The following is a 17,408-nucleotide window of genomic DNA, read 5'->3' on the forward strand; positions in this document are numbered from 1 at the left end:
TTGGTTTTCTGGCCGCTCCCTGAGGAGGCGCACAATGATGAGCCCTCGTTCGTTCGGCGCAGGCGGCGTCTCCGCCATCAACGTCGGACGGCGCACGCTGTTGAAGGGGATGCTCGGCGCGGGTGCGCTCGCAGGTCTCGCCGCGTGCGGCGGCGGCAACGGTGGGGGTGGCGGCGGCGGTGACGTCACGCTCGGCTCGAACTGGTCCGACGAGGTGCCCAAGAAGGCCATCGCGGACGTGATGAAGGGCTTCTCCGGGAACGTCAAGGTCAACACGATCGACCACAACTCGTTCCAGGAGAACATCAACAACTACCTGCAGGGCGGCCCGGACGACGTGTTCGGCTGGTTCGCCGGCTACCGCATGCAGTTCTTCGCCGAGCAGGGCCTGGTCGGCGACATCAGCGACGTGTGGGCCGAGATCGGCGGCGGCTTCTCCGACGCGATGAAGCAGCAGTCCACCGGCTCGGACGGCAAGCAGTACTTCGTGCCGCTCTACTACTACCCGTGGGCGGTCTTCTACCGGAAGAGCGTCTTCGCCGAGAAGGGTTACGAGGCCCCGAAGACCATGGACGACTTCGTCGCCCTGGCCACGAAGATGAAGTCCGACGGCCTCAACCCGATCGCGTTCGGCGACTCCGACGGCTGGCCCGCGATGGGCACGTTCGACTACCTCAACCTGCGCATCAACGGCTACGACTTCCACAAGGAACTGATGGCGGGCGAGAAGTCGTGGGAGTCGAACGAGGTCAAGGCCGTCTTCGACGCGTGGCGGGAGATCCTCCCGTTCCACCAGCCCGACGCGCTCGGCCGCACCTGGCAGGAGGCGGCGCAGTCGCTGCTGAACAAGGAGTCCGGGATGTACACCCTGGGCATGTTCGTCGGCCAGCAGTTCCCCGAGGGCCCGGACCGCGACGACCTGGACTTCTTCCCGTTCCCCGAGATCGACCCGGCGGTCGGCTCGGACGTGGTCGAGGCGCCGATCGACGGCTTCATGATGGCCGCCCGCCCGCGCAACGAGGACGGCGCGCGGGACCTGCTCAAGTACCTGGGCACGGCCAAGGCCGAGGACACCTACCTCAAGTCCGACCCCAACAACATCGGCGCGCACAACGACGCCGACAAGAGCGGCTACAACGCGCTGCAGAAGAAGGGTGAGGAGCTGGTCAGCGGCGCCAAGTCGATCTCGCAGTTCCTCGACCGCGACACCCGGCCCGACTTCGCGTCGACCGTGATGATCCCGTCGCTGCAGGAGTTCATCAAGAACCCGAATGACGTGGCCGGCCTGACGAAGAACATCGAGAGCCAGAAGAAGTCGATCTTCGGTGGCTGACCTGATGACCCGGCCGGAGCGCACGGCGCGGAAAGCCCGTGCGCCCCGGTCGAAGCACGCGCGCACCCTGTCCACGATGGACAAGTTGACCGTCGTGCTGATGGTCGCGGTGCCCGCGGTCATCGTGACCGGTTTGGTGTGGTTCCCCGCGATCTCGACGATCGTGCTGTCGTTCACCGACTGGAACGGCATCGGGAACGTCAGCGACATGAACTTCGTCGGCTGGCAGAACTACACCGACGTCACGTCGAACTACCCGCCGTTCGGCCCGGCCATGGAACACAACCTGATCTGGCTGGTCGTGTTCTTCTTCGGGCCCACACTGCTCGGCATCTTCCTGGCGGTGCTGCTCGACCGCGAGATCCGCGGTTCCCGGATCTACCAGAGCGTCTTCTTCCTGCCGGTCGTGCTGTCGCTCGCGCTGATCGGCTTCATCTGGCAGCTCATCTACTCCCGCGACCAGGGCCTGCTCAACGCCGTGTTCGGCGGCCAGACCGACTGGTTCGGCGACCCGGACATCAACCTGTGGGCCGTGCTCGTCGCCGCGGGCTGGCGGCACACCGGGTACATCATGCTGCTCTACCTGGCGGGCCTGAAGGCCGTCGACCCGGCGCTGCGCGAGGCCGCCGCCGTCGACGGCGCGGGCGAGGTGCGCACGTTCTTCAAGGTCATCTGGCCGGTGATGCGGCCGGTGAACATCGTGGTCCTGGTGATCACGGTGATCGAGTCGCTGCGTGCGTTCGACATCGTCTGGGTGATCAACAAGGGCCGCAACGGGCTCGAGCTGATCTCCACACTGGTCACGCAGAACGTGATCGGTGAGGCGAGCCGCGTCGGCTTCGGGTCCGCGCTCGCCACCATCATGATCGCGATCTCGACGGTGTTCATCGTGATCTACCTGATCCAGGTCATGCGGGAGCAGCGATGACCACAACGTCTCAGGCAGTCGGCAGGCGCAGGCGGCCCGCACGGGTCGTGCTGACCGTGTTCCTGACCGTGATGGCGGTCGGGTGGCTCTTCCCGGTCGCGTGGGCGGTCTACAACTCGTTGCGGGACTACGACTTCACGTCCACGCACGGGTACTTCTCGTTCGGCGGCTTCACCATCGACAACTACGTCAACGCCTGGACGCGCGGCAACTTCGGGCAGACGTTCTGGAACTCGGTGATCATCACCGTGCCGTCGGTGGTCATCACGCTGCTGCTCGCGTCGTCGGCCGCGTACGTGCTCGCGCGCTACAGCTTCAAGTTCAACCTGGCGCTGCTCGCCCTGTTCACGGCGGCGAACCTGTTGCCGCAGCAGGCGTTGCTGGTGCCGCTGTTCCGGATGTTCCTCAACATCGAGGTGCCGTTCTGGTTCAGCGACTCCGGTTCGCTCTACGACACGTACTACGCGGTCATCGCGGTGAACATCGCGTTCCAGACCGGGTTCTGCACGTTCGTGCTCAGCAACTACATGAAGACGATCCCGAAGGAGATGACGGAGGCCGCGCTCGTCGACGGCGCCGGTGTGTTCCGCCAGTTCTGGCAGGTCGTGCTGCCGCTGTGCCGCCCGGCGCTCGCGGCGTTGGCGACGCTGCAGATCACGTGGGTCTACAACGACTTCTTCTGGGCCGTCGCGTTCATGCGGACCGGCGACAAGTTCCCGGTGACGTCGTCGCTGCAGAACCTGCGTGGCCAGTTCTTCACCGACTACAACCTGCTGTCCGCCGGTTCGGTGATCGTCGCGATCCCCACGCTCGTGATCTTCTTCCTGCTGCAGCGGCACCTGCGAGCCGGTCTCACGCTGGGAGCCACCAAGGGATGACGATCGTCCACCTGCGTGCCGACACCGTCAGCGTGGTGATCGACGCGCGTGACCTGCCGTCGGTCGTCCACTGGGGCGCGCCGCTCGGCGACCTGACCGACGACGAGCTGCGCGGGCTGGCGGACGGGGCCGTCTCGCCGATCCCGAACAACGCGCCGGACGTGCCCATCCCGATCGGGTTGCTGCCGTCGGCCCGGCAGGGCTATCCGGGGCGGCCCGGGTTGCGGGGACACCGTTCCGGCGGTGGCTGGCTGCCGTCGCTCGCCCGGACGTCGGTGGCGCGGTCGGCGTCGGAGGCCGTGTTCGACCTCGAAGGCGGCGGGCTGAGCGTCCGGTCCACGGTGGAGCTGGCGCCGTCGGGAGTCCTGCGTGTCCGGCACGAACTGCGCAACGACGGGTCCCGCGCGTACACACTGGAAGGCGTGGAGAGCGCTCTCCCGGTGCCCGAGCAGGCGACCGAGCTGCTGGACTTCCACGGCCGGTGGATCCGCGAGAAGCACCCGCAGCGGCGGGGTTTCGACCTCGGCTCGTGGGTTCGGGAGAGCCGCCGCGGCCGCACCGGCCACGACGCCACCCCCGCGATCCTGGCAGGCACCAGCGGTTTCGGGTTCCGCACCGGCGAGGTGTGGGCCGTGCACGTCGCGTGGAGCGGCAACCACGTCACCTACGCCGAACGCGTCCACGAGGGACGTGGCGTGCTGGGTGGCGGTGAGCTGCTCGGCAGCGGCGAGGTGGTGCTCGCGCCGGGGGAGACCTACACGTCGCCGTGGCTGTACGCGGCCTACTCCGCCGCCGGGATCGACGGCGTCACCGCCGCGTTCCACCGGTGGCTGCGGGCGCGGCCGTCGCACCCCGTGCGGGCGCGGCCGGTCGTGCTGAACACGTGGGAGGCCGTCTACTTCGACCACGACCTGACACGCCTCAAGGGCCTCGCCGACGTGGCCGCACGCATCGGCGTGGAACGGTTCGTCCTGGACGACGGCTGGTTCCGGCACCGCAGGGACGACACCGCGGGCCTCGGCGACTGGTACGTCGACGAAGGGGTGTGGCCCGACGGGCTGTCACCGCTGATCGACCACGTCACCGGGCTGGGCATGGAGTTCGGCATCTGGGTCGAACCGGAGATGGTCAACCCGGACTCCGACCTGTGCCGCGCGCACCCCGACTGGGTGCTGGCCCCCGGTGACGGCACGCTCCCGCCGACCTCCCGCCACCAACAGGTGCTCGACCTCGCGAACCCCGAGGCGTACGCGTACATCCTGGCGCGGCTCGACGAACTGTTGCGGGACAACGACGTGCGGTTCCTCAAGTGGGACCACAACCGCGACCTCATCGGCGTCAGGACACACGCGCAAACGCTCGCCACATACCGGTTGCTGGACGAACTGCGCACCCGGCACCCCGGCGTGGAGATCGAGAGCTGTTCCAGCGGCGGCGGCCGGACCGACCTGGAGATCCTGGCGCGCACCGACCGCGTGTGGGCCAGCGACTGCAACGACGCGCTCGAACGTCAGACCATCCAGCGCTGGACCGCGTTGCTGCTGCCGCTGGAACTGATCGGCGCGCACGTCGGCCCGCCGCACTCGCACACCACGGGCCGCACGCAGGACCTGTCGTTCCGGGCGGCGACGGCGTTGTTCGGGCACTTCGGCATCGAGTGGGACATCGCGTCGGCGTCCGCCGGTGAGCAGCAGGGGCTGGCCGACGCGATCGCGTTCTACAAGTCGGTGCGCGGGCTGCTGCACAGCGGCACGCTGGTGCGTGGCGACGTCGCCGACCCGTCGGCGACGCTGACCGGCGTCGTGTCCGGCACCGAGGCGGTGTTCGGCTACGCACAGCTCACGTCGTCGGCACGGACCGTGCCGCCGGCCGTACGGCTGCCGGGGCTCGACCCCGCGCGCCGGTACGAGGTGACGCCCGTGACGCCCGGCGGCGCACCCCGCACGCAGCAGGTTCCGGTGCCGGAGAACGCTCCGCGCGTCGTGCCGGGGCGGGTGCTCACCGAGGTCGGGCTCCGGCCGCCGGTGCTGATGCCGGAACAGGCGTGGCTCCTCCACGTGAAGGCGGTGTAGCTCGGCCAGACGGACGCCCATAGGATCGTCCGCTGTGCGTAGTGACGACGTCATCGCCGATCGTTACCGGCTCGTCGAGCTGATCGGGCACGGTGGCATGGGCATCGTCTGGCTGGCCGAGGACCTGGTCGAACACCGCCAGGTTGCGCTGAAGCGGCCGCACGGCGGTGGCAGCATCCGCGCCGACCTCGAACGGGAGGCCGAGATCGCGCGCCGCGTCGAGCACCCCGGCGCGATCGAGGTGTTCGAGGTCGCCGGTGAGGGCGACGACTGCTGGCTCGTCATGGAGTACTTCCCGTCCCGCAGCCTCGCCGCGGTGGGCACGCTCGACCCCGGCGAGGTCGCGGACATCGGCGCGCAGGTCGCGGCCACGCTCGCCGCCGCGCACGCCGCCGACGTGGTGCACCGGGACGTCACGCCGGGCAACGTGCTGGTCGGCGCCGGCGGCGCGGTGAAGGTGACCGACTTCGGCATCTCCGCGTGGCGGGCGGCGACGATCACCGGTTCCGGCAAGATCTCCGGCACCGCGGCGTTCGTGTCACCCGAGGTCGCCGACGGCGTGGGCGCCAAGGCGCCGTCGGACGTCTTCTCCCTGGGTGCCACGCTGTTCAACGCGGTCGAGGGCACCCCGCCGTTCGGTTCCGGCGACCCCGACGTGATCCTCACCCGCATCCGCGCGAACCGCCGCGAGCCGATGACGAAGGCGGGCCCGCTGGCCCCGGTGCTGGACGCGATGCTGACGCGGGAACGCGCCGCCCGCCCGACCGCCGAGCAGGCGAAGGAGATGCTCGACCTGGTCGTGGCGGACCGTCCGGTGCCCGCGTGGCGGCCACCGGTCACCGAAGGGCGCCGTCCGGTGCTGATGGCGGGCGTCGCGGTCGCGGTCGTGACGTTGCTGGCGCTGGCGTTGCTGCGCCCGTGGGACGGCGACGGACAGGGGCCCGCGCAGACCGTACTGGGCGACCCGCACACGGCCGACCCGTGCGCGCTCATGTCGGTGGAGTCGCTGGCCAGGTTCGGTGACGCGGCTCTGGACGCCGACTACGGCGGCTTCAACCGCTGCGACGTGGTGGTGGACCTGGGCGGGCACGACGCCGACGTGCGGGTCGAGCTGAGCAGCGGCGACGGCGGCGGCGCCGAGGTCGAACGCGGCCCGGCGGAACGTGACGACGACAGCTGCGACGTCGACTTCACCCTCACCGACGGCAACCTCGTGGAGATCGTCGCGAAGGCCGACGAGGGCGCCGACGCGAACCTCTGCGCCATGGCGACCGCCGCCGCCGACGAGGCCGAGTCGGTGCTGCGGGTCAACGACGAGATCCCGCGTCGCCCGGCGGCGGTGGCGGGCTCCCTGCTCGACGTCGACGCGTGCATGCTGCTCACCCCGGCCGACCTGCGCGAGCTGCCGGGCTTCGCGAACACCGAGCCGGTCGGCGGGTTCGGCAACTGGGACTGCCGCTGGCCCAGCGTCGACGGCGCCGCCGCGGCCCGCGTCATCTTCGACAAGGGCAGCGCGACGAGCTTCCGCGACGGCGTCCGCGCCACCCGGTCCGGGCGCGCCGTGTACCTGAAGGAAGAGGACTTCGGCGAGGGCACCTGCCAGGTGGACATCGTGAACCGCGAGTACCACGACAACGACGGTGACCTGCTCGCGGAGGTCGCGATGGTGGTCGTCGAGGGCGATCCGGACATCCCGGAACTGTGCCGGATGGCGACCGCCCTGGCGGGCCCGGTCGCCTCCCGCCTGCCGCGATAATGACCGGGTGAGCGCGAAGATCAGGACGTACCGGCCGGGCGAGGAGCAGGTGCTGTACGACATCTGCCTGCTGACGGGCGACAGCGGCGCGGACGCGACCGCGTTGTACGAGGACCCGCGCCTGCTCGGCGAGGTGTACGTGGGCCCGTACCTGCGTTTCCCGGCGGCGCTGGCCCTGGTCGGCGACGAGTCCGGGGTCGCGGGGTACGTACTGGGCGTCCCGGACACGTTGGCGTTCGAACAGTGGTGTGACCGGGAGTGGTGGCCGGACCTGCGGGACCGCTACCCGCTGGGCACGTTCCCCGACGGCTCTCCGGACGACCGCATCGTCCGCCTGATCCACAAGCCGCCGACAGCCAGCCTCGACGTGGTGGAGCGGTATCCCGCCCACCTGCACATCGACCTCCTGCCCCGGCTGCAGGGACAGGGGGACGGCCGCCGGTTGCTGACGGCGCTGCTGGACGGGCTCGACGCGCCGGGCGTCCACCTCGGTGTCGGCCTGGCGAACCAGCGGGCGATCGGGTTCTACCGCCGCATGGGTTTCACCGAGGTGCACGCGTACACGCACTCGCTCATCATGGCCCGCAGGCTGTGATGACCAGGCGTCAGCCGCACGTGGCTAGATGCCCAGATGTGTTGCCAGACGGTCCGTGTGGGTGTCCGCGTCGCCGAAGGCCAGGGCGCTCGACATGGCGTGCCGGGTGTAGTGGTGCAGGTCGTGTTCCGCGGTGAAGCCGATCGCGCCGTGGACCTGGTGGCCGAGCGCGCACACGCGTTCGTACGCCTCGCTCACCCACGACTTCGCCACCGACACCTCGGCCGTCGCGTCCAGGCCCTCTGCCAGTCGCCAGATCGCCTCGTACGCGATGAAGCGGGCGCCCATCACGTCGATCGCCATGTTCGCGCAGTGGTGCTGCACGGCCTGGAAAGCACCGATCGGCTTGCCGAACTGCTCCCGGTCCTTGGCGTAGGCGACCGTCATGTCGAGCACCGCCTGCGCGCCGCCGACCATCTCCGCGCACGTGGCCGCCGCACCATAGGACTCGATCAGCGGGGACGGACCGCCCGTTCCGTTGTGCGTCACCCGGTACGTGGGCGCCAGGCCCACCGCCGTCACCGGGGTGCACTCGGCGTCCGCGATGACGTCCGAGTCCAGCAACTCGGCGGCCTCCGCTGCCCACGGAACCAGGGCACCCGAGAACGGGACGTACGCGAACACCTCGCCGGCGGCCACGCGAGAACGCAGGGCAGGCACCGCCATGCCGCAGATCAACGACGACACGTACGGCACCGTCACCCGGGCACGACCCAGCTCCTCGGCGATCAGACACCCTTCGAGAAACCCGAAGTCGTCGAACGGGAGTGCCTGCCAGCCGAGGTCGGTGATCTCCTTCCAGATGTCGTCACCGGCCCGGCCCGCCAGGAACTCGCGGGCCGTGTCGGCGACCATGCGCTGGTCCTCGGTGAGCGCGAGGTCCGCCATCAGCGCCTGCCCGGGATCTTGTCCGAGCGGACCCACACCCCGGGCCGCTCCTCCCAGAACAGCTGTACCAGCACCCCACCGGTCTGCTTCGGGTGAATGAAGGTGTGCTTCCAGTGAGCGCCGTCCGTGAGACCTTCCTCGTCGTCGAAGGTGGGAATCTCATGGTGGCGGCAGGCATCGAGCGCGGTGTCCCAGTCCGCCACCTGGAACGTGACGTGGTGGGCGGCAGGACCGTTGCGGGACAGGAACTTGTCGATGAACGACTCGTCACCACGGGAAGTGATGACCTCCAGGCAAATGCTGGACCCCGGCACGTTCAGCACGAGGTCCGCCATGTCCGGGTGCTCGTCGTCGGCGGTACGCCACACCTCGACGACGCCGAGGAGGTCCTGGTACCACGCCGACAGCTCGTCGCGATCAGGGAACGCCTGGCAGACGTGGTCCAGGTTGACGATGCCGAGCGTCGGACCGTCCACTGGGGACGACGGCACCGGCACCGATGCCTCGTCACCCGTCATGGTCAGGGAACCGGGGCCGCGGAGGCGGAACAGCACACCGGGGCCGTGGACGGGCGGGGACAGCGAGGCCTCCACCCATTTGCCCGGCACGCCATCGGTGATCTTGATGCCGCGTTCGTCCAGTTCGGACACCGCGGCGTCCAGGTCCGGGACCTCGACGCCGATGTGGTGCAGGCCGGGCCTGCCGCCGTGCTCGTCGAGCCAGCGCTGGATGGGGGAGTTGTCACCCGCGGGCGCGAGCACCTGCCATTCGTGGCCCCACGTGCCGGGCACCTCGAGACGGGCACCCTGCACCCCGGCCGACGGGTTGTTCCACTTGTGGGTGGCGCGGAAGCCGAACAGCTTCTCCAGCAACGCGACCTGCGGCTCCAGCGCCGGAACCGCCTGTGCCACGTGGTCGATCCGGTAAATCTGCATGACGGCTCCTCTCAGCTGGGGTGCGGCTCGATCCAGTCGTACTCGTTGTCCACCAGTTCCTTGACCAGCCGCAGGTTGTAGCGGTTCATGGCAGCGACCCGCTCGGCCAGCCCCGCGACCTCCTTGTCGAAGTCGTCGGCGGGGAAAACGCTGTTGACCAGGCCGAGTTCGAGCGCGCGGTCGGCCTTCAGCTGGATGCCGGTGAAGAGCATCTCCTTCGCCCTCGCCTTGCCGATCCGGCGCGGCAGGCGCTTCACGCCACCCCAGCCGGGGGCGGAACCACCGAACTCCGGTTGGTCCGGGTCCTCGCCGCCGTTCATGTACTTGGGCTGGAACGGGGGCCGCGCCGACAGCGTGATCTCGACCAGGCCCATCTTCGCGTTGTCCGAGCACACGATGAAGTCCGCCGCCAGCGCCAGTTCCAGGCCGCCGCCGACCGCGTAGCCGTGCACGGCCGCGATCACCGGCACCGAAAGGCGCTCCAGCATGGAGAAGGTCTTCTCACCGAGCCTGCCCTGCTCGATGCGCTCCTTCTTCGTCAGGCCCTCGGACCACTTCAGATCCATGCCCGCGCAGAACGCCCGCTCACCGGCGCCCCGCAGAACCACCACGTGCACGTTCTCGTCATCGTCGTGTTCGGTGCAGAACCGCCGCAGCTCCGCCATCGACTCCGGTGTCAGCGCGTTCAGCTTCTCCGGACGGTTCAGCGTGAGCCACGCGATCCGGTCCTCGATGCGGACGTCGAGCGTTTCGTAGGTCATGCTGTCCTCTCAACTCCTGGGCAGTCCCAGCCCTCGGGTGGCGATGACGTTGCGTTGGATCTCGGTGGTCCCACCTAGGAAAGTAGCGGCTACCGAGTCGAACCGCAGGTGGGTGAACGCGGCACCCAGCGGCGCGTCCTCGCGTTGCCACAGTTCCGCGAGGTGCCCGAACGCCTTCGCGCCGGTGCGGGCGAGCCGCTGGTGCAGCTCCGCGCCGAACAGCTGGCTCACCGAACCCGCGTAGTCGCCGGACGACGCCGAGTGCCGCGCCAGGTTGTACAGCACGCGGATCTCGGCGTACCGGCGCGCGATCTCCAGCCGCAGGCCCTCGGTGTCGGGCCGCGCGTGCACACGGCCCTCGTCCGACTTCAGATAGTCGACCAAAGTGGACAGTGCCTGCTCGAACTTGACGGTCGCGCCGATGCCGGACCGTTCGAAGCCGAGCGCGGTCATGGCCACGTACCAGCCGCGGTTCTCCTCGCCGACCCGGTTCGCGACCGGCACGCGGGCGTCGTCGAAGAACACCTCGGCGAACGGGGCGTCGCCGCGGATGTCGGTGATCGGCCGGACGGTCACGCCCGGCGTCTTCGTGTCCACCAGCAGGAACGTGATGCCCTTGTGCTTCGGCGCGTCCTGGTCGGTGCGCACGAGCACGAACAGCCAGTCGGCCTGCACACCCAGCGACGTCCACACCTTCTGGCCGTTCACGACGTAGTGGTCGCCGTCGCGCACGGCCCTGGTCCGCAGCGACGCCAGGTCCGACCCCGACTCCGGCTCGGAGAACCCCTGCGCCCACGTGGTCTCGCCGCGTGCGATGCGTGGCAGGTGCTCGGCCTTCTGCTCGTCCGTGCCGAGTTCGAGGATCGTCGGGCCGATCAGGAACGCGCCGATGCCGTTCACCGTCGGCACGCGGGCCCGCATCATCTCCTCCTGCAGGATGAACTCCTGCTTCGCGGACAGCCCGGCGCCGCCGTACTCGGCCGGCCAGTGCGGTGCGATCCACCCGCGTTCGGCGAGCACCGCCGCCCACTTCCGCGCGCCCGCCCGGCGTTCGGGGTCCGGCGAGACGCGGTCGGCTGCCCAGTTGTAGCCCCACACGTCCTCGGGCTCCAGGCTGTGCTCCGCCTCGTGGTCCGGCCGGTACTCCGCGGGGAAGTGCGCCGCGACGAACGCCCGCACCTCCGCCCGGAACTCGGCCTCTTCCGGGGTGTCGTCCCAGTTCACCGTGTTGCCTCGCTGTCCCAGGTGTTGTCGGTGATGCCGTGGTCGCCCTGCGCGCGCAGCTTGTACTTGGCGACCTTGTCGGTCGGGGTGCGGGGGAGCGCGTCCGCGAACTCGACGTAGCGCGGCACCATGAACTTCGGCAGCCGCTCGGCGCAGAACTCCACCAGTTCCTCGTGGCTGAGCTTCTTGCCCGGCCGCGGCACCACGACGAGCTTCACGTCCTCGTCCTCGAGCTCCGACGGCACCCCGATCGCCGCGCACTCGAGGATCGCCGGGTGCGTGTTGACCTCGATCTCCAGGTCGAACGCCGAGATGTTCTCGCCGCGGCGGCGGATCGAGTCCTTCATGCGGTCGAGGAAGAAGAAGTAGCCGTCCTCGTCGCGCCAGACGCGGTCGCCGGTGTGGAACCACAGGTTGCGGAACACCTCCGCCGTGGCCTCCGGCGTCCCGTAGTACCCGCTGGTGATCACGTACGGCTGCTTGGGCCGCAGCACCAGCTCACCGGGTTCGCCCGCGGCGACCTCGCGGTCGTGCTCGTCGACCACCGCCGCGTCGAACCGTTCCGCGTGCACGGTGCCGCACGAGCCGAGCCGCCACTCGCCGTACGGGCTGCCGGTCGCGATGCCCGCCTCGGTCGACGTGTACGTCTCCACCGACCGCACCCCGAACCGTTCCTTCAACGGCTCGTCCAGCGCGGACTTGCCCATGTAGAACATCTCGAGCGGGTGGTCCTTGTCCCGCTCCGTCGGCGGTGCGCTCATCAGGATCGGGATCATCGAGAACACGCTCAGCGCGAGCTGCGCGTCGAAGTGCCGCACGTCGTCCCAGAACCGCGACGCGCTGAACCGGTCCACCACCGCGATCGACGTGCCGGACAACAACGCCGAGAACACGCCGTCCCACAACCCGGCCGCGTGGAACAGCGGAAGCGGGCAGTAGGTCGTCTTCGTCCACCGGTCGAGGTAGTTCAGCGAGTCGTACGCGCAGGTCAGCGCGAGCGAGTGGGACACCATGGCGCCCTTGGACGGCCCGGTGGTGCCCGACGTGTACATGATCGCCTGCAGGTCCGAGAACACCACGCCCGCACGTGGTTCCGCCGCGTCGCGGCCGCGGAGGCTGTTCAGGCTCACCGCTCCTTCTGGTGGTGTTCCCCGAACCACCAGGCGGGTCAGGCCGGGAAGCCGTTCGAGCGGCAGCGTCTGTCTGTTCGGGTCGCAAGCTCCCCGAAGCCTCTCCAGGTACTCCTCGTCGATGATCAACGTCGTCGAGTCGGAGCTGAACAGGACGTGTCTCAGCACCTCGCCGCGGTGTCCCGTGTTCACGGGCACCGCGACCGCGCCCAGCCGGGCGAGCGCGAAGACCACGGTCACCAGCTCCGGGCAGTTCGGCAGCATGACGGCGACGTGGTCGCCCTTGCCGACACCCGTTCCGATCAATCCCTGTGCGATGCGGTTGGCCTCGGTGTCCACGTCGCGGAAGGTGAGATCGCCGTCACGGAAGCGTAGAAAGGGCTCGGTCCCGTGGCTGTCCGCACGCGACCTGAGCACGTCGCCGAGAACGAAACTCTCCACCGACCCATCCGAGCATGGATACCTCGAAAGTGCACAAAGGTCGGATGAATGAGTGGTCGACTGGTTCGCGTGCCTAACGACACCTGCTAGGCTCCGCGTACGTCGTACGTGTCGCCGCGAGCGGGTGGCGGCCCTGGTCAACACGGAGGTTCGCCTTGCGGCTGATGCGAGTGGGTGACGTCGGCACGGAACGGCCCGTCGTCCTCGATGACGGTGATCGCGCGTTCGACCTCTCCGGCCTGACGAACGACATCGACGGCGCCTTTCTGGCCGCGGACGGCGTCGCTCGGGCGCGGGCCGCGCTCGCGGCGGGCGAGTTGCCCCCGGTGGACGTCGCCGACCAGCGGATCGGCGCTCCGATAGCACGCCCGCCCGCCGTTGTCTGCGTTGGTATGAACTACGCCGCACACGCCGCCGAGTCCGGTGCGGCACCCCCGCAGCAACCCGTGATCTTCTACAAACATCCGAACACTGTGGTCGGGCCGAACGACGATGTGATCCTTCCCCGAGGGGCCGAGAAGGTCGACTGGGAGGTCGAACTGGGCATCGTGATCGGCAGGCGGGCCCGCTACCTGTCGTCACCGGACGATGCCTTCGCGTACATCGCCGGCTACGTGGTGTCGAACGACGTGTCGGAGCGGGCGCTGCAGCTGGAGGTCTCCGGCGGGCAGTGGTCGAAGGGCAAGTCGTGCGAGACGTTCAACCCGCTCGGCCCGTGGCTCGTGCCCGCCGAGGACGTCGGCAACCCGCAGGCCCTGGGGCTGCGGTCGTGGGTCAACGGCGAGGTCCGGCAGGACTCGAACACCTCGGACATGCTGTTCTCGGTCGCCCAGCTGGTGTACGACATCAGCCAGTACACGGTGCTCGAACCGGGCGATCTCGTGAACACCGGCACCCCGCAGGGGGTCGCGCTATCGGGCCGCTTCCCATACCTTTCGATCGACGACGTGGTGGAGATCGAGATCGACGGGCTCGGCAGGCAGCGACAGGTAGTCGTCAAGGGTTGAGACCGGCGGGGAGGGAAGAGGAGTTGGGCACGCGGGTCGCGCTGTTCGCCACGTGTCTCACCGACACGTTCTTCCCGGACACCGCGCGCGCGGTGGTCCGCCTGCTGGAACGGCTCGGCTGCGACGTCGACTTCCCGGCGGCGCAGACCTGCTGCGGCCAGATGCACTACAACACCGGCTACCGCGGGCACGCGGCGACGCTCGCGAAGCGGCACGCGAAGACGTTCGGCGGCTACGACGCGGTGGTCGCGCCGTCCGGGTCGTGCGCGGGCATGGTCCGCGAGGTGTACCCGGACCTGCACCGCCGTGCGGGCGCGGTCGCCGCGCGCACCTACGAACTGTCCGAGTTCATCGTGGACGTGCTCGGGGTGACCGACGTGGGCGCGTACTTCCCGCACCGCGTCACCTACCACCCGACGTGCCACTCGCTGCGCATGCTCGGCGTGGGGGACAAGCCCCTGGAACTGCTGCGGCACGTGCGCGGCCTGGACCTGGTGGAGCTGCCCGCCGCCGACTCGTGCTGCGGGTTCGGTGGCACGTTCGCGCTGAAGAACGCGGAGACGTCGACCGCGATGCTCGCCGACAAGATGACGCACGTGCTGGAGACCCGCGCGCAGGTCGTGACCGCGGGTGACAACTCGTGCCTCATGCACATCGGCGGCGGGCTGTCGCGGCTGAACACGGGGGTGCGGTCGCTGCACCTCGCGGAGATCCTGGCGAGCACGGAGGAGGAGCCATGGGCCGCAACCCCGTGACGTGGCTGGGCAGTCCGACCTTCCCGAACGCGGCGCGCGACGCGCTCTCCGACGTCCAGCTGCGCGGCAACCTCGCACACGCCACGACGACCATCCGCACCAAGCGGGCCGCGGCCGTGTCGGAACTGCCGGACTGGGAGGAGCTGCGGCGCTCTGGCGAGGCCATCAAGGACGACGTACTGTCCAATTTGGACGTATACCTCGAACGGCTGGAGGCGTCGGTCACCGCCCGCGGCGGGGTCGTGCACTGGGCGCGGGACGCGGCCGAGGCCAACGAGATCGTGCTGCGGCTGGTGCGCGAGGCGGGCGCCGAGGAGGTCGTCAAGGTCAAGTCGATGGCGACCGCGGAGATCGGGCTCAACGAGGCACTCGCCGCCGGGGGCGTCTCGGCGATCGAGACCGACCTCGCGGAGCTGATCGTCCAGCTCGGCGACGACCGGCCCTCCCACATCCTCGTGCCCGCCATCCACCGCAACCGCTCGGAGATCCGCGACATCTTCCGGTCCCGCATGTCCGGTGTGGACGATCTGTCGGACCGGCCCGCCGAGCTGGCGGAGGCCGCGCGGGCGCACCTGCGCCGCAAGTTCCTGTCCGCGAAGGTCGCCATCTCGGGCGCCAACTTCGCGGTCGCGGACACGGGTTCGGTGGTGGTCGTGGAGTCCGAGGGCAACGGGCGGATGTGCCTGACGCTGCCGGAGACGCTGATCACCGTGATGGGCATCGAGAAGCTCGTGCCCACGTGGTCGGACCTCGAGGTGTTCCTGCAGCTGCTGCCGAGGTCGTCGACGGCGGAGCGGATGAACCCGTACACGTCGGTGTGGACCGGCGTGACCCCGGGTGACGGGCCGCGGCGGTTCCACCTGGTGCTGCTGGACAACGGCCGCACCACGACGCTCGCCGACCGGGTGGGACGGCAGGCGCTGCGGTGCATCCGGTGCTCGGCGTGCCTGAACGTGTGCCCGGTGTACGAGCGGACCGGTGGCCAGGCGTACGGGTCGGTGTACCCGGGCCCCATCGGCGCGATCCTGACCCCGCAACTGGGCGCGGGCACGGACGACCCGGCCACGGCGGCGTTGCTGAAGTCGCTGCCGTTCGCGTCGTCGTTGTGCGGCGCCTGTTACGAGGTTTGCCCGGTGCGCATCGACATCCCGTCGGTGCTGGTGCACCTGCGCGGCAAGGCGGTGTCGTCGGCCGGGGCGACCCCGGAGGCGGTGGCGATGGCGGCCGCGTCGTGGGTGATGCGGTCGCCGACCCGGTTCCGCCTGGCACAGCGGGCGGCGACGGTGCTGCGGTTCGTGGCCCGTCGTGGCCGCGTGAAACGCCTGCCGTGGCCCGCGTCGAGGTGGACGGACTCCCGCGACCTGCCGGTGCCGCCGGCGGAGTCGTTCTCGGCGTGGTGGCGGAGGACCCGTGGCTGACGCACGTGCTGAGGTTCTGGGCCGGATCCGCGCGGCGCTGCGCGACCGCCCTGGCCCGGTGACGGTGCCGCGCGAGTACGAGCGGACCCGCGACCTGGGCGACGTGCTCACCCTGCTCGAGAAGCAGGTGGCCGACTACCGCGCCGTCGTGCGGCGGGTGCCGGAGTCGTCGCTGCCCGCGCAGATCGAGTCGTCCCTCGCCGCGCGCGGGGTGCGGGTGATGGTGACACCGGCGGACGTGCCGTCGTGGTGGCGCGTTGGCGAGTGCGTGTGGTCGCTGGACGCGCCGATGTGGCCGCTGCCCAACTCCGCCCTGGACCGCGCCGACGGGGTGCTGACCGGCTGCGCGGTGGCGATCGCCCAGACGGGGACGATCGTGCTGGACGCCGGGTTCGCCCAGGGGCGGCGGGTGCTGACCTTGCTGCCGGACTACCACCTGTGCGTGGTGCGCGCGGACCAGGTGGTGGCGACGGTGCCGGAGGCCCTGGCACGGTTGGACTCCACGCGTCCGCTGACGTTCATCTCCGGCCCGTCCGCGACGAGCGACATCGAGCTGGACCGCGTGGAGGGCGTGCACGGCCCCCGCAACCTGGAAGTCCTGATCGTCGGCTAGCGGTCGTGGTGGATCCACCAGCCAGGGCCCCACCGCAGGACCCGGCCGAGCAGCGTGAGCACGAGCCCGTCCTCGAAGGTGTCCGCGGGCACGCGGACATCGCGCACGAGCGGATCGTCCTCGACGGGTACGTCGAACCGTCCCAGGCCGGGTTCGTAGCGGGGTGTTCGTTCGTCCCAGCAGTCGACGAAGACCCAACCGGACCCGTCGGCCGGGGCGTAGCACAGCACCTGCTTGTCCACGACCAGGCTCGGTGCTCCGAAGGTCGCCACGACCTCGCCGCGCCGGATGTCGCGCTCGCCGACCCAGTCCCGGACGTCCGCGAACGGCGCCCACTCCTCGACGGTGAGGAGCCGGTCCACGGACAGGTACCCGAGCCGGTGGTAGACCTCGGCGAACACCGACGCCACCTCCGGCACGTACCGCCCTTCGGCGCCGAAGAGCGCCGCGAACGGGCCGTGCACGCCGAGCTTGCCGTGCCGGCGCAACTCCTCGGTGGCCGCGCGGAACTCGTCGTCCCGCTCGTCGAGGAAGCAGAGGTCATCCAGCAGGGTCTCGGCGTAGAGCTGCATCTCGTGGCCGGTGGTCGCGTACATCCCGACCCGGGCGAACACCAGGCGTACCCGGTCGTGCCAGCGGCGCCTGAGGTCCTCCGCCGTGCGCACCGACCAATC

At 69.8% G+C, this 17,408-nt stretch carries 16 protein-coding genes; 10 read left to right on the forward strand and 6 right to left on the reverse strand.

Features of this window, described 5'->3' with window-relative positions; translation table 11 throughout:
• Nucleotides 1-34: 34 nt before the first annotated feature.
• The 6 genes from ACIBVP_RS31090 to ACIBVP_RS31115 are packed head-to-tail and all read left to right on the forward strand — an operon-like array spanning nucleotide 35 to nucleotide 7,562.
• Nucleotides 35-1,333 (forward strand): ABC transporter substrate-binding protein, encoded by a 1,299-nt coding sequence (locus ACIBVP_RS31090; protein WP_396109938.1) that lies wholly within the window; start codon nucleotides 35-37, stop codon nucleotides 1,331-1,333.
• Nucleotides 1,326-2,261, forward strand: a complete 936-nt coding sequence (locus tag ACIBVP_RS31095) for a carbohydrate ABC transporter permease (RefSeq protein ID WP_396109939.1) — start codon at nucleotides 1,326-1,328, stop codon at nucleotides 2,259-2,261. Before ACIBVP_RS31090 ends, ACIBVP_RS31095 begins: the two co-directional genes overlap by 8 nt.
• Nucleotides 2,258-3,139: a carbohydrate ABC transporter permease gene (locus tag ACIBVP_RS31100; protein ID WP_396109940.1), complete on the forward strand. Its 882-nt coding sequence runs from the start codon at nucleotides 2,258-2,260 to the stop codon at nucleotides 3,137-3,139. Before ACIBVP_RS31095 ends, ACIBVP_RS31100 begins: the two co-directional genes overlap by 4 nt.
• Complete coding sequence (locus ACIBVP_RS31105) at nucleotides 3,136-5,211, forward strand: alpha-galactosidase (protein ID WP_396109941.1); 2,076 nt, start codon at nucleotides 3,136-3,138, stop codon at nucleotides 5,209-5,211. Before ACIBVP_RS31100 ends, ACIBVP_RS31105 begins: the two co-directional genes overlap by 4 nt.
• Before the next feature lie 34 nt (nucleotides 5,212-5,245).
• A complete protein-coding gene (locus ACIBVP_RS31110) occupies nucleotides 5,246-6,967 on the forward strand; it encodes a serine/threonine-protein kinase (protein WP_396109942.1) in 1,722 nt (573 codons plus the stop codon).
• A gap of 7 nt (nucleotides 6,968-6,974) precedes the next feature.
• On the forward strand, nucleotides 6,975-7,562 hold the full coding sequence (locus ACIBVP_RS31115; RefSeq protein WP_396109943.1) for a GNAT family N-acetyltransferase: 588 nt from the start codon (nucleotides 6,975-6,977) through the stop codon (nucleotides 7,560-7,562).
• A 24-nt stretch (nucleotides 7,563-7,586) separates the two neighbouring features.
• Here the strand turns inward: ACIBVP_RS31115 and ACIBVP_RS31120 are convergent, their stop codons facing one another.
• Genes ACIBVP_RS31120 through ACIBVP_RS31140 form a run of 5 tightly spaced genes read right to left on the reverse strand, consistent with a single transcriptional unit; the run spans nucleotide 7,587 to nucleotide 12,941 of the window.
• Entirely contained in the window at nucleotides 7,587-8,486 is a 900-nt protein-coding gene (locus tag ACIBVP_RS31120) for an acyl-CoA dehydrogenase family protein (RefSeq protein WP_396109944.1), read from the reverse strand.
• Nucleotides 8,450-9,385, reverse strand: coding sequence for a VOC family protein (locus ACIBVP_RS31125; RefSeq protein ID WP_396109945.1), 936 nt, complete (start codon nucleotides 9,383-9,385; stop codon nucleotides 8,450-8,452). The genes ACIBVP_RS31120 and ACIBVP_RS31125 overlap by 37 nt, the downstream gene beginning before the upstream one ends.
• A gap of 11 nt (nucleotides 9,386-9,396) precedes the next feature.
• Nucleotides 9,397-10,146, reverse strand: coding sequence for an enoyl-CoA hydratase/isomerase family protein (locus ACIBVP_RS31130; protein WP_396109946.1), 750 nt, complete (start codon nucleotides 10,144-10,146; stop codon nucleotides 9,397-9,399).
• Between the two features lie 9 nt (nucleotides 10,147-10,155).
• Nucleotides 10,156-11,370 (reverse strand): acyl-CoA dehydrogenase family protein, encoded by a 1,215-nt coding sequence (locus ACIBVP_RS31135; RefSeq protein ID WP_396109947.1) that lies wholly within the window; start codon nucleotides 11,368-11,370, stop codon nucleotides 10,156-10,158.
• Complete coding sequence (locus ACIBVP_RS31140) at nucleotides 11,367-12,941, reverse strand: AMP-binding protein (RefSeq protein ID WP_396109948.1); 1,575 nt, start codon at nucleotides 12,939-12,941, stop codon at nucleotides 11,367-11,369. Before ACIBVP_RS31140 ends, ACIBVP_RS31135 begins: the two co-directional genes overlap by 4 nt.
• Before the next feature lie 155 nt (nucleotides 12,942-13,096).
• Here ACIBVP_RS31140 and ACIBVP_RS31145 point away from each other — a divergent pair, with 155 nt between their 5' ends.
• Genes ACIBVP_RS31145 through ACIBVP_RS31160 form a run of 4 tightly spaced genes read left to right on the forward strand, consistent with a single transcriptional unit; the run spans nucleotide 13,097 to nucleotide 16,734 of the window.
• On the forward strand, nucleotides 13,097-13,948 hold the full coding sequence (locus ACIBVP_RS31145; RefSeq protein ID WP_396109949.1) for a fumarylacetoacetate hydrolase family protein: 852 nt from the start codon (nucleotides 13,097-13,099) through the stop codon (nucleotides 13,946-13,948).
• A gap of 23 nt (nucleotides 13,949-13,971) precedes the next feature.
• The gene (locus ACIBVP_RS31150) at nucleotides 13,972-14,703 is read left to right on the forward strand and encodes a (Fe-S)-binding protein (protein ID WP_396109950.1); all 732 of its coding nucleotides are present in this window, start codon (nucleotides 13,972-13,974) and stop codon (nucleotides 14,701-14,703) included.
• A complete protein-coding gene (locus ACIBVP_RS31155; protein WP_396109951.1) occupies nucleotides 14,685-16,121 on the forward strand; it encodes a LutB/LldF family L-lactate oxidation iron-sulfur protein in 1,437 nt (478 codons plus the stop codon). The genes ACIBVP_RS31150 and ACIBVP_RS31155 overlap by 19 nt, the downstream gene beginning before the upstream one ends.
• The gene (locus ACIBVP_RS31160; RefSeq protein ID WP_396109952.1) at nucleotides 16,114-16,734 is read left to right on the forward strand and encodes a lactate utilization protein C; all 621 of its coding nucleotides are present in this window, start codon (nucleotides 16,114-16,116) and stop codon (nucleotides 16,732-16,734) included. The genes ACIBVP_RS31155 and ACIBVP_RS31160 overlap by 8 nt, the downstream gene beginning before the upstream one ends.
• Here ACIBVP_RS31160 and ACIBVP_RS31165 read toward each other — a convergent pair.
• Nucleotides 16,731-17,399 (reverse strand): hypothetical protein, encoded by a 669-nt coding sequence (locus ACIBVP_RS31165; RefSeq protein WP_396109953.1) that lies wholly within the window; start codon nucleotides 17,397-17,399, stop codon nucleotides 16,731-16,733. The genes ACIBVP_RS31160 and ACIBVP_RS31165 overlap by 4 nt on opposite strands.
• Nucleotides 17,400-17,408 lie beyond the last annotated feature (9 nt).

It is taken from the genome of Actinophytocola sp. NPDC049390, assembly GCF_044466355.1.
In the GTDB taxonomy this organism is placed as follows: Bacteria; Actinomycetota; Actinomycetes; order Mycobacteriales; family Pseudonocardiaceae; genus Actinophytocola.

What these genes read in the sequence shown, in the direction of transcription:
- ACIBVP_RS31100 (WP_396109940.1), top strand. Translation starts at nt 2,258, where the DNA reads ATGACCACAACGTCTCAGGCAGTCGGCAGGCGCAGGCGGCCCGCACGG.
- ACIBVP_RS31105 (WP_396109941.1), top strand. Translation starts at nt 3,136, where the DNA reads ATGACGATCGTCCACCTGCGTGCCGACACCGTCAGCGTGGTGATCGAC.
- ACIBVP_RS31130 (WP_396109946.1), bottom strand. Translation starts at nt 10,146, where the DNA reads ATGACCTACGAAACGCTCGACGTCCGCATCGAGGACCGGATCGCGTGG.
- ACIBVP_RS31125 (WP_396109945.1), bottom strand. Translation starts at nt 9,385, where the DNA reads ATGCAGATTTACCGGATCGACCACGTGGCACAGGCGGTTCCGGCGCTG.
- ACIBVP_RS31155 (WP_396109951.1), top strand. Translation starts at nt 14,685, where the DNA reads ATGGGCCGCAACCCCGTGACGTGGCTGGGCAGTCCGACCTTCCCGAAC.
- ACIBVP_RS31090 (WP_396109938.1), top strand. Translation starts at nt 35, where the DNA reads ATGATGAGCCCTCGTTCGTTCGGCGCAGGCGGCGTCTCCGCCATCAAC.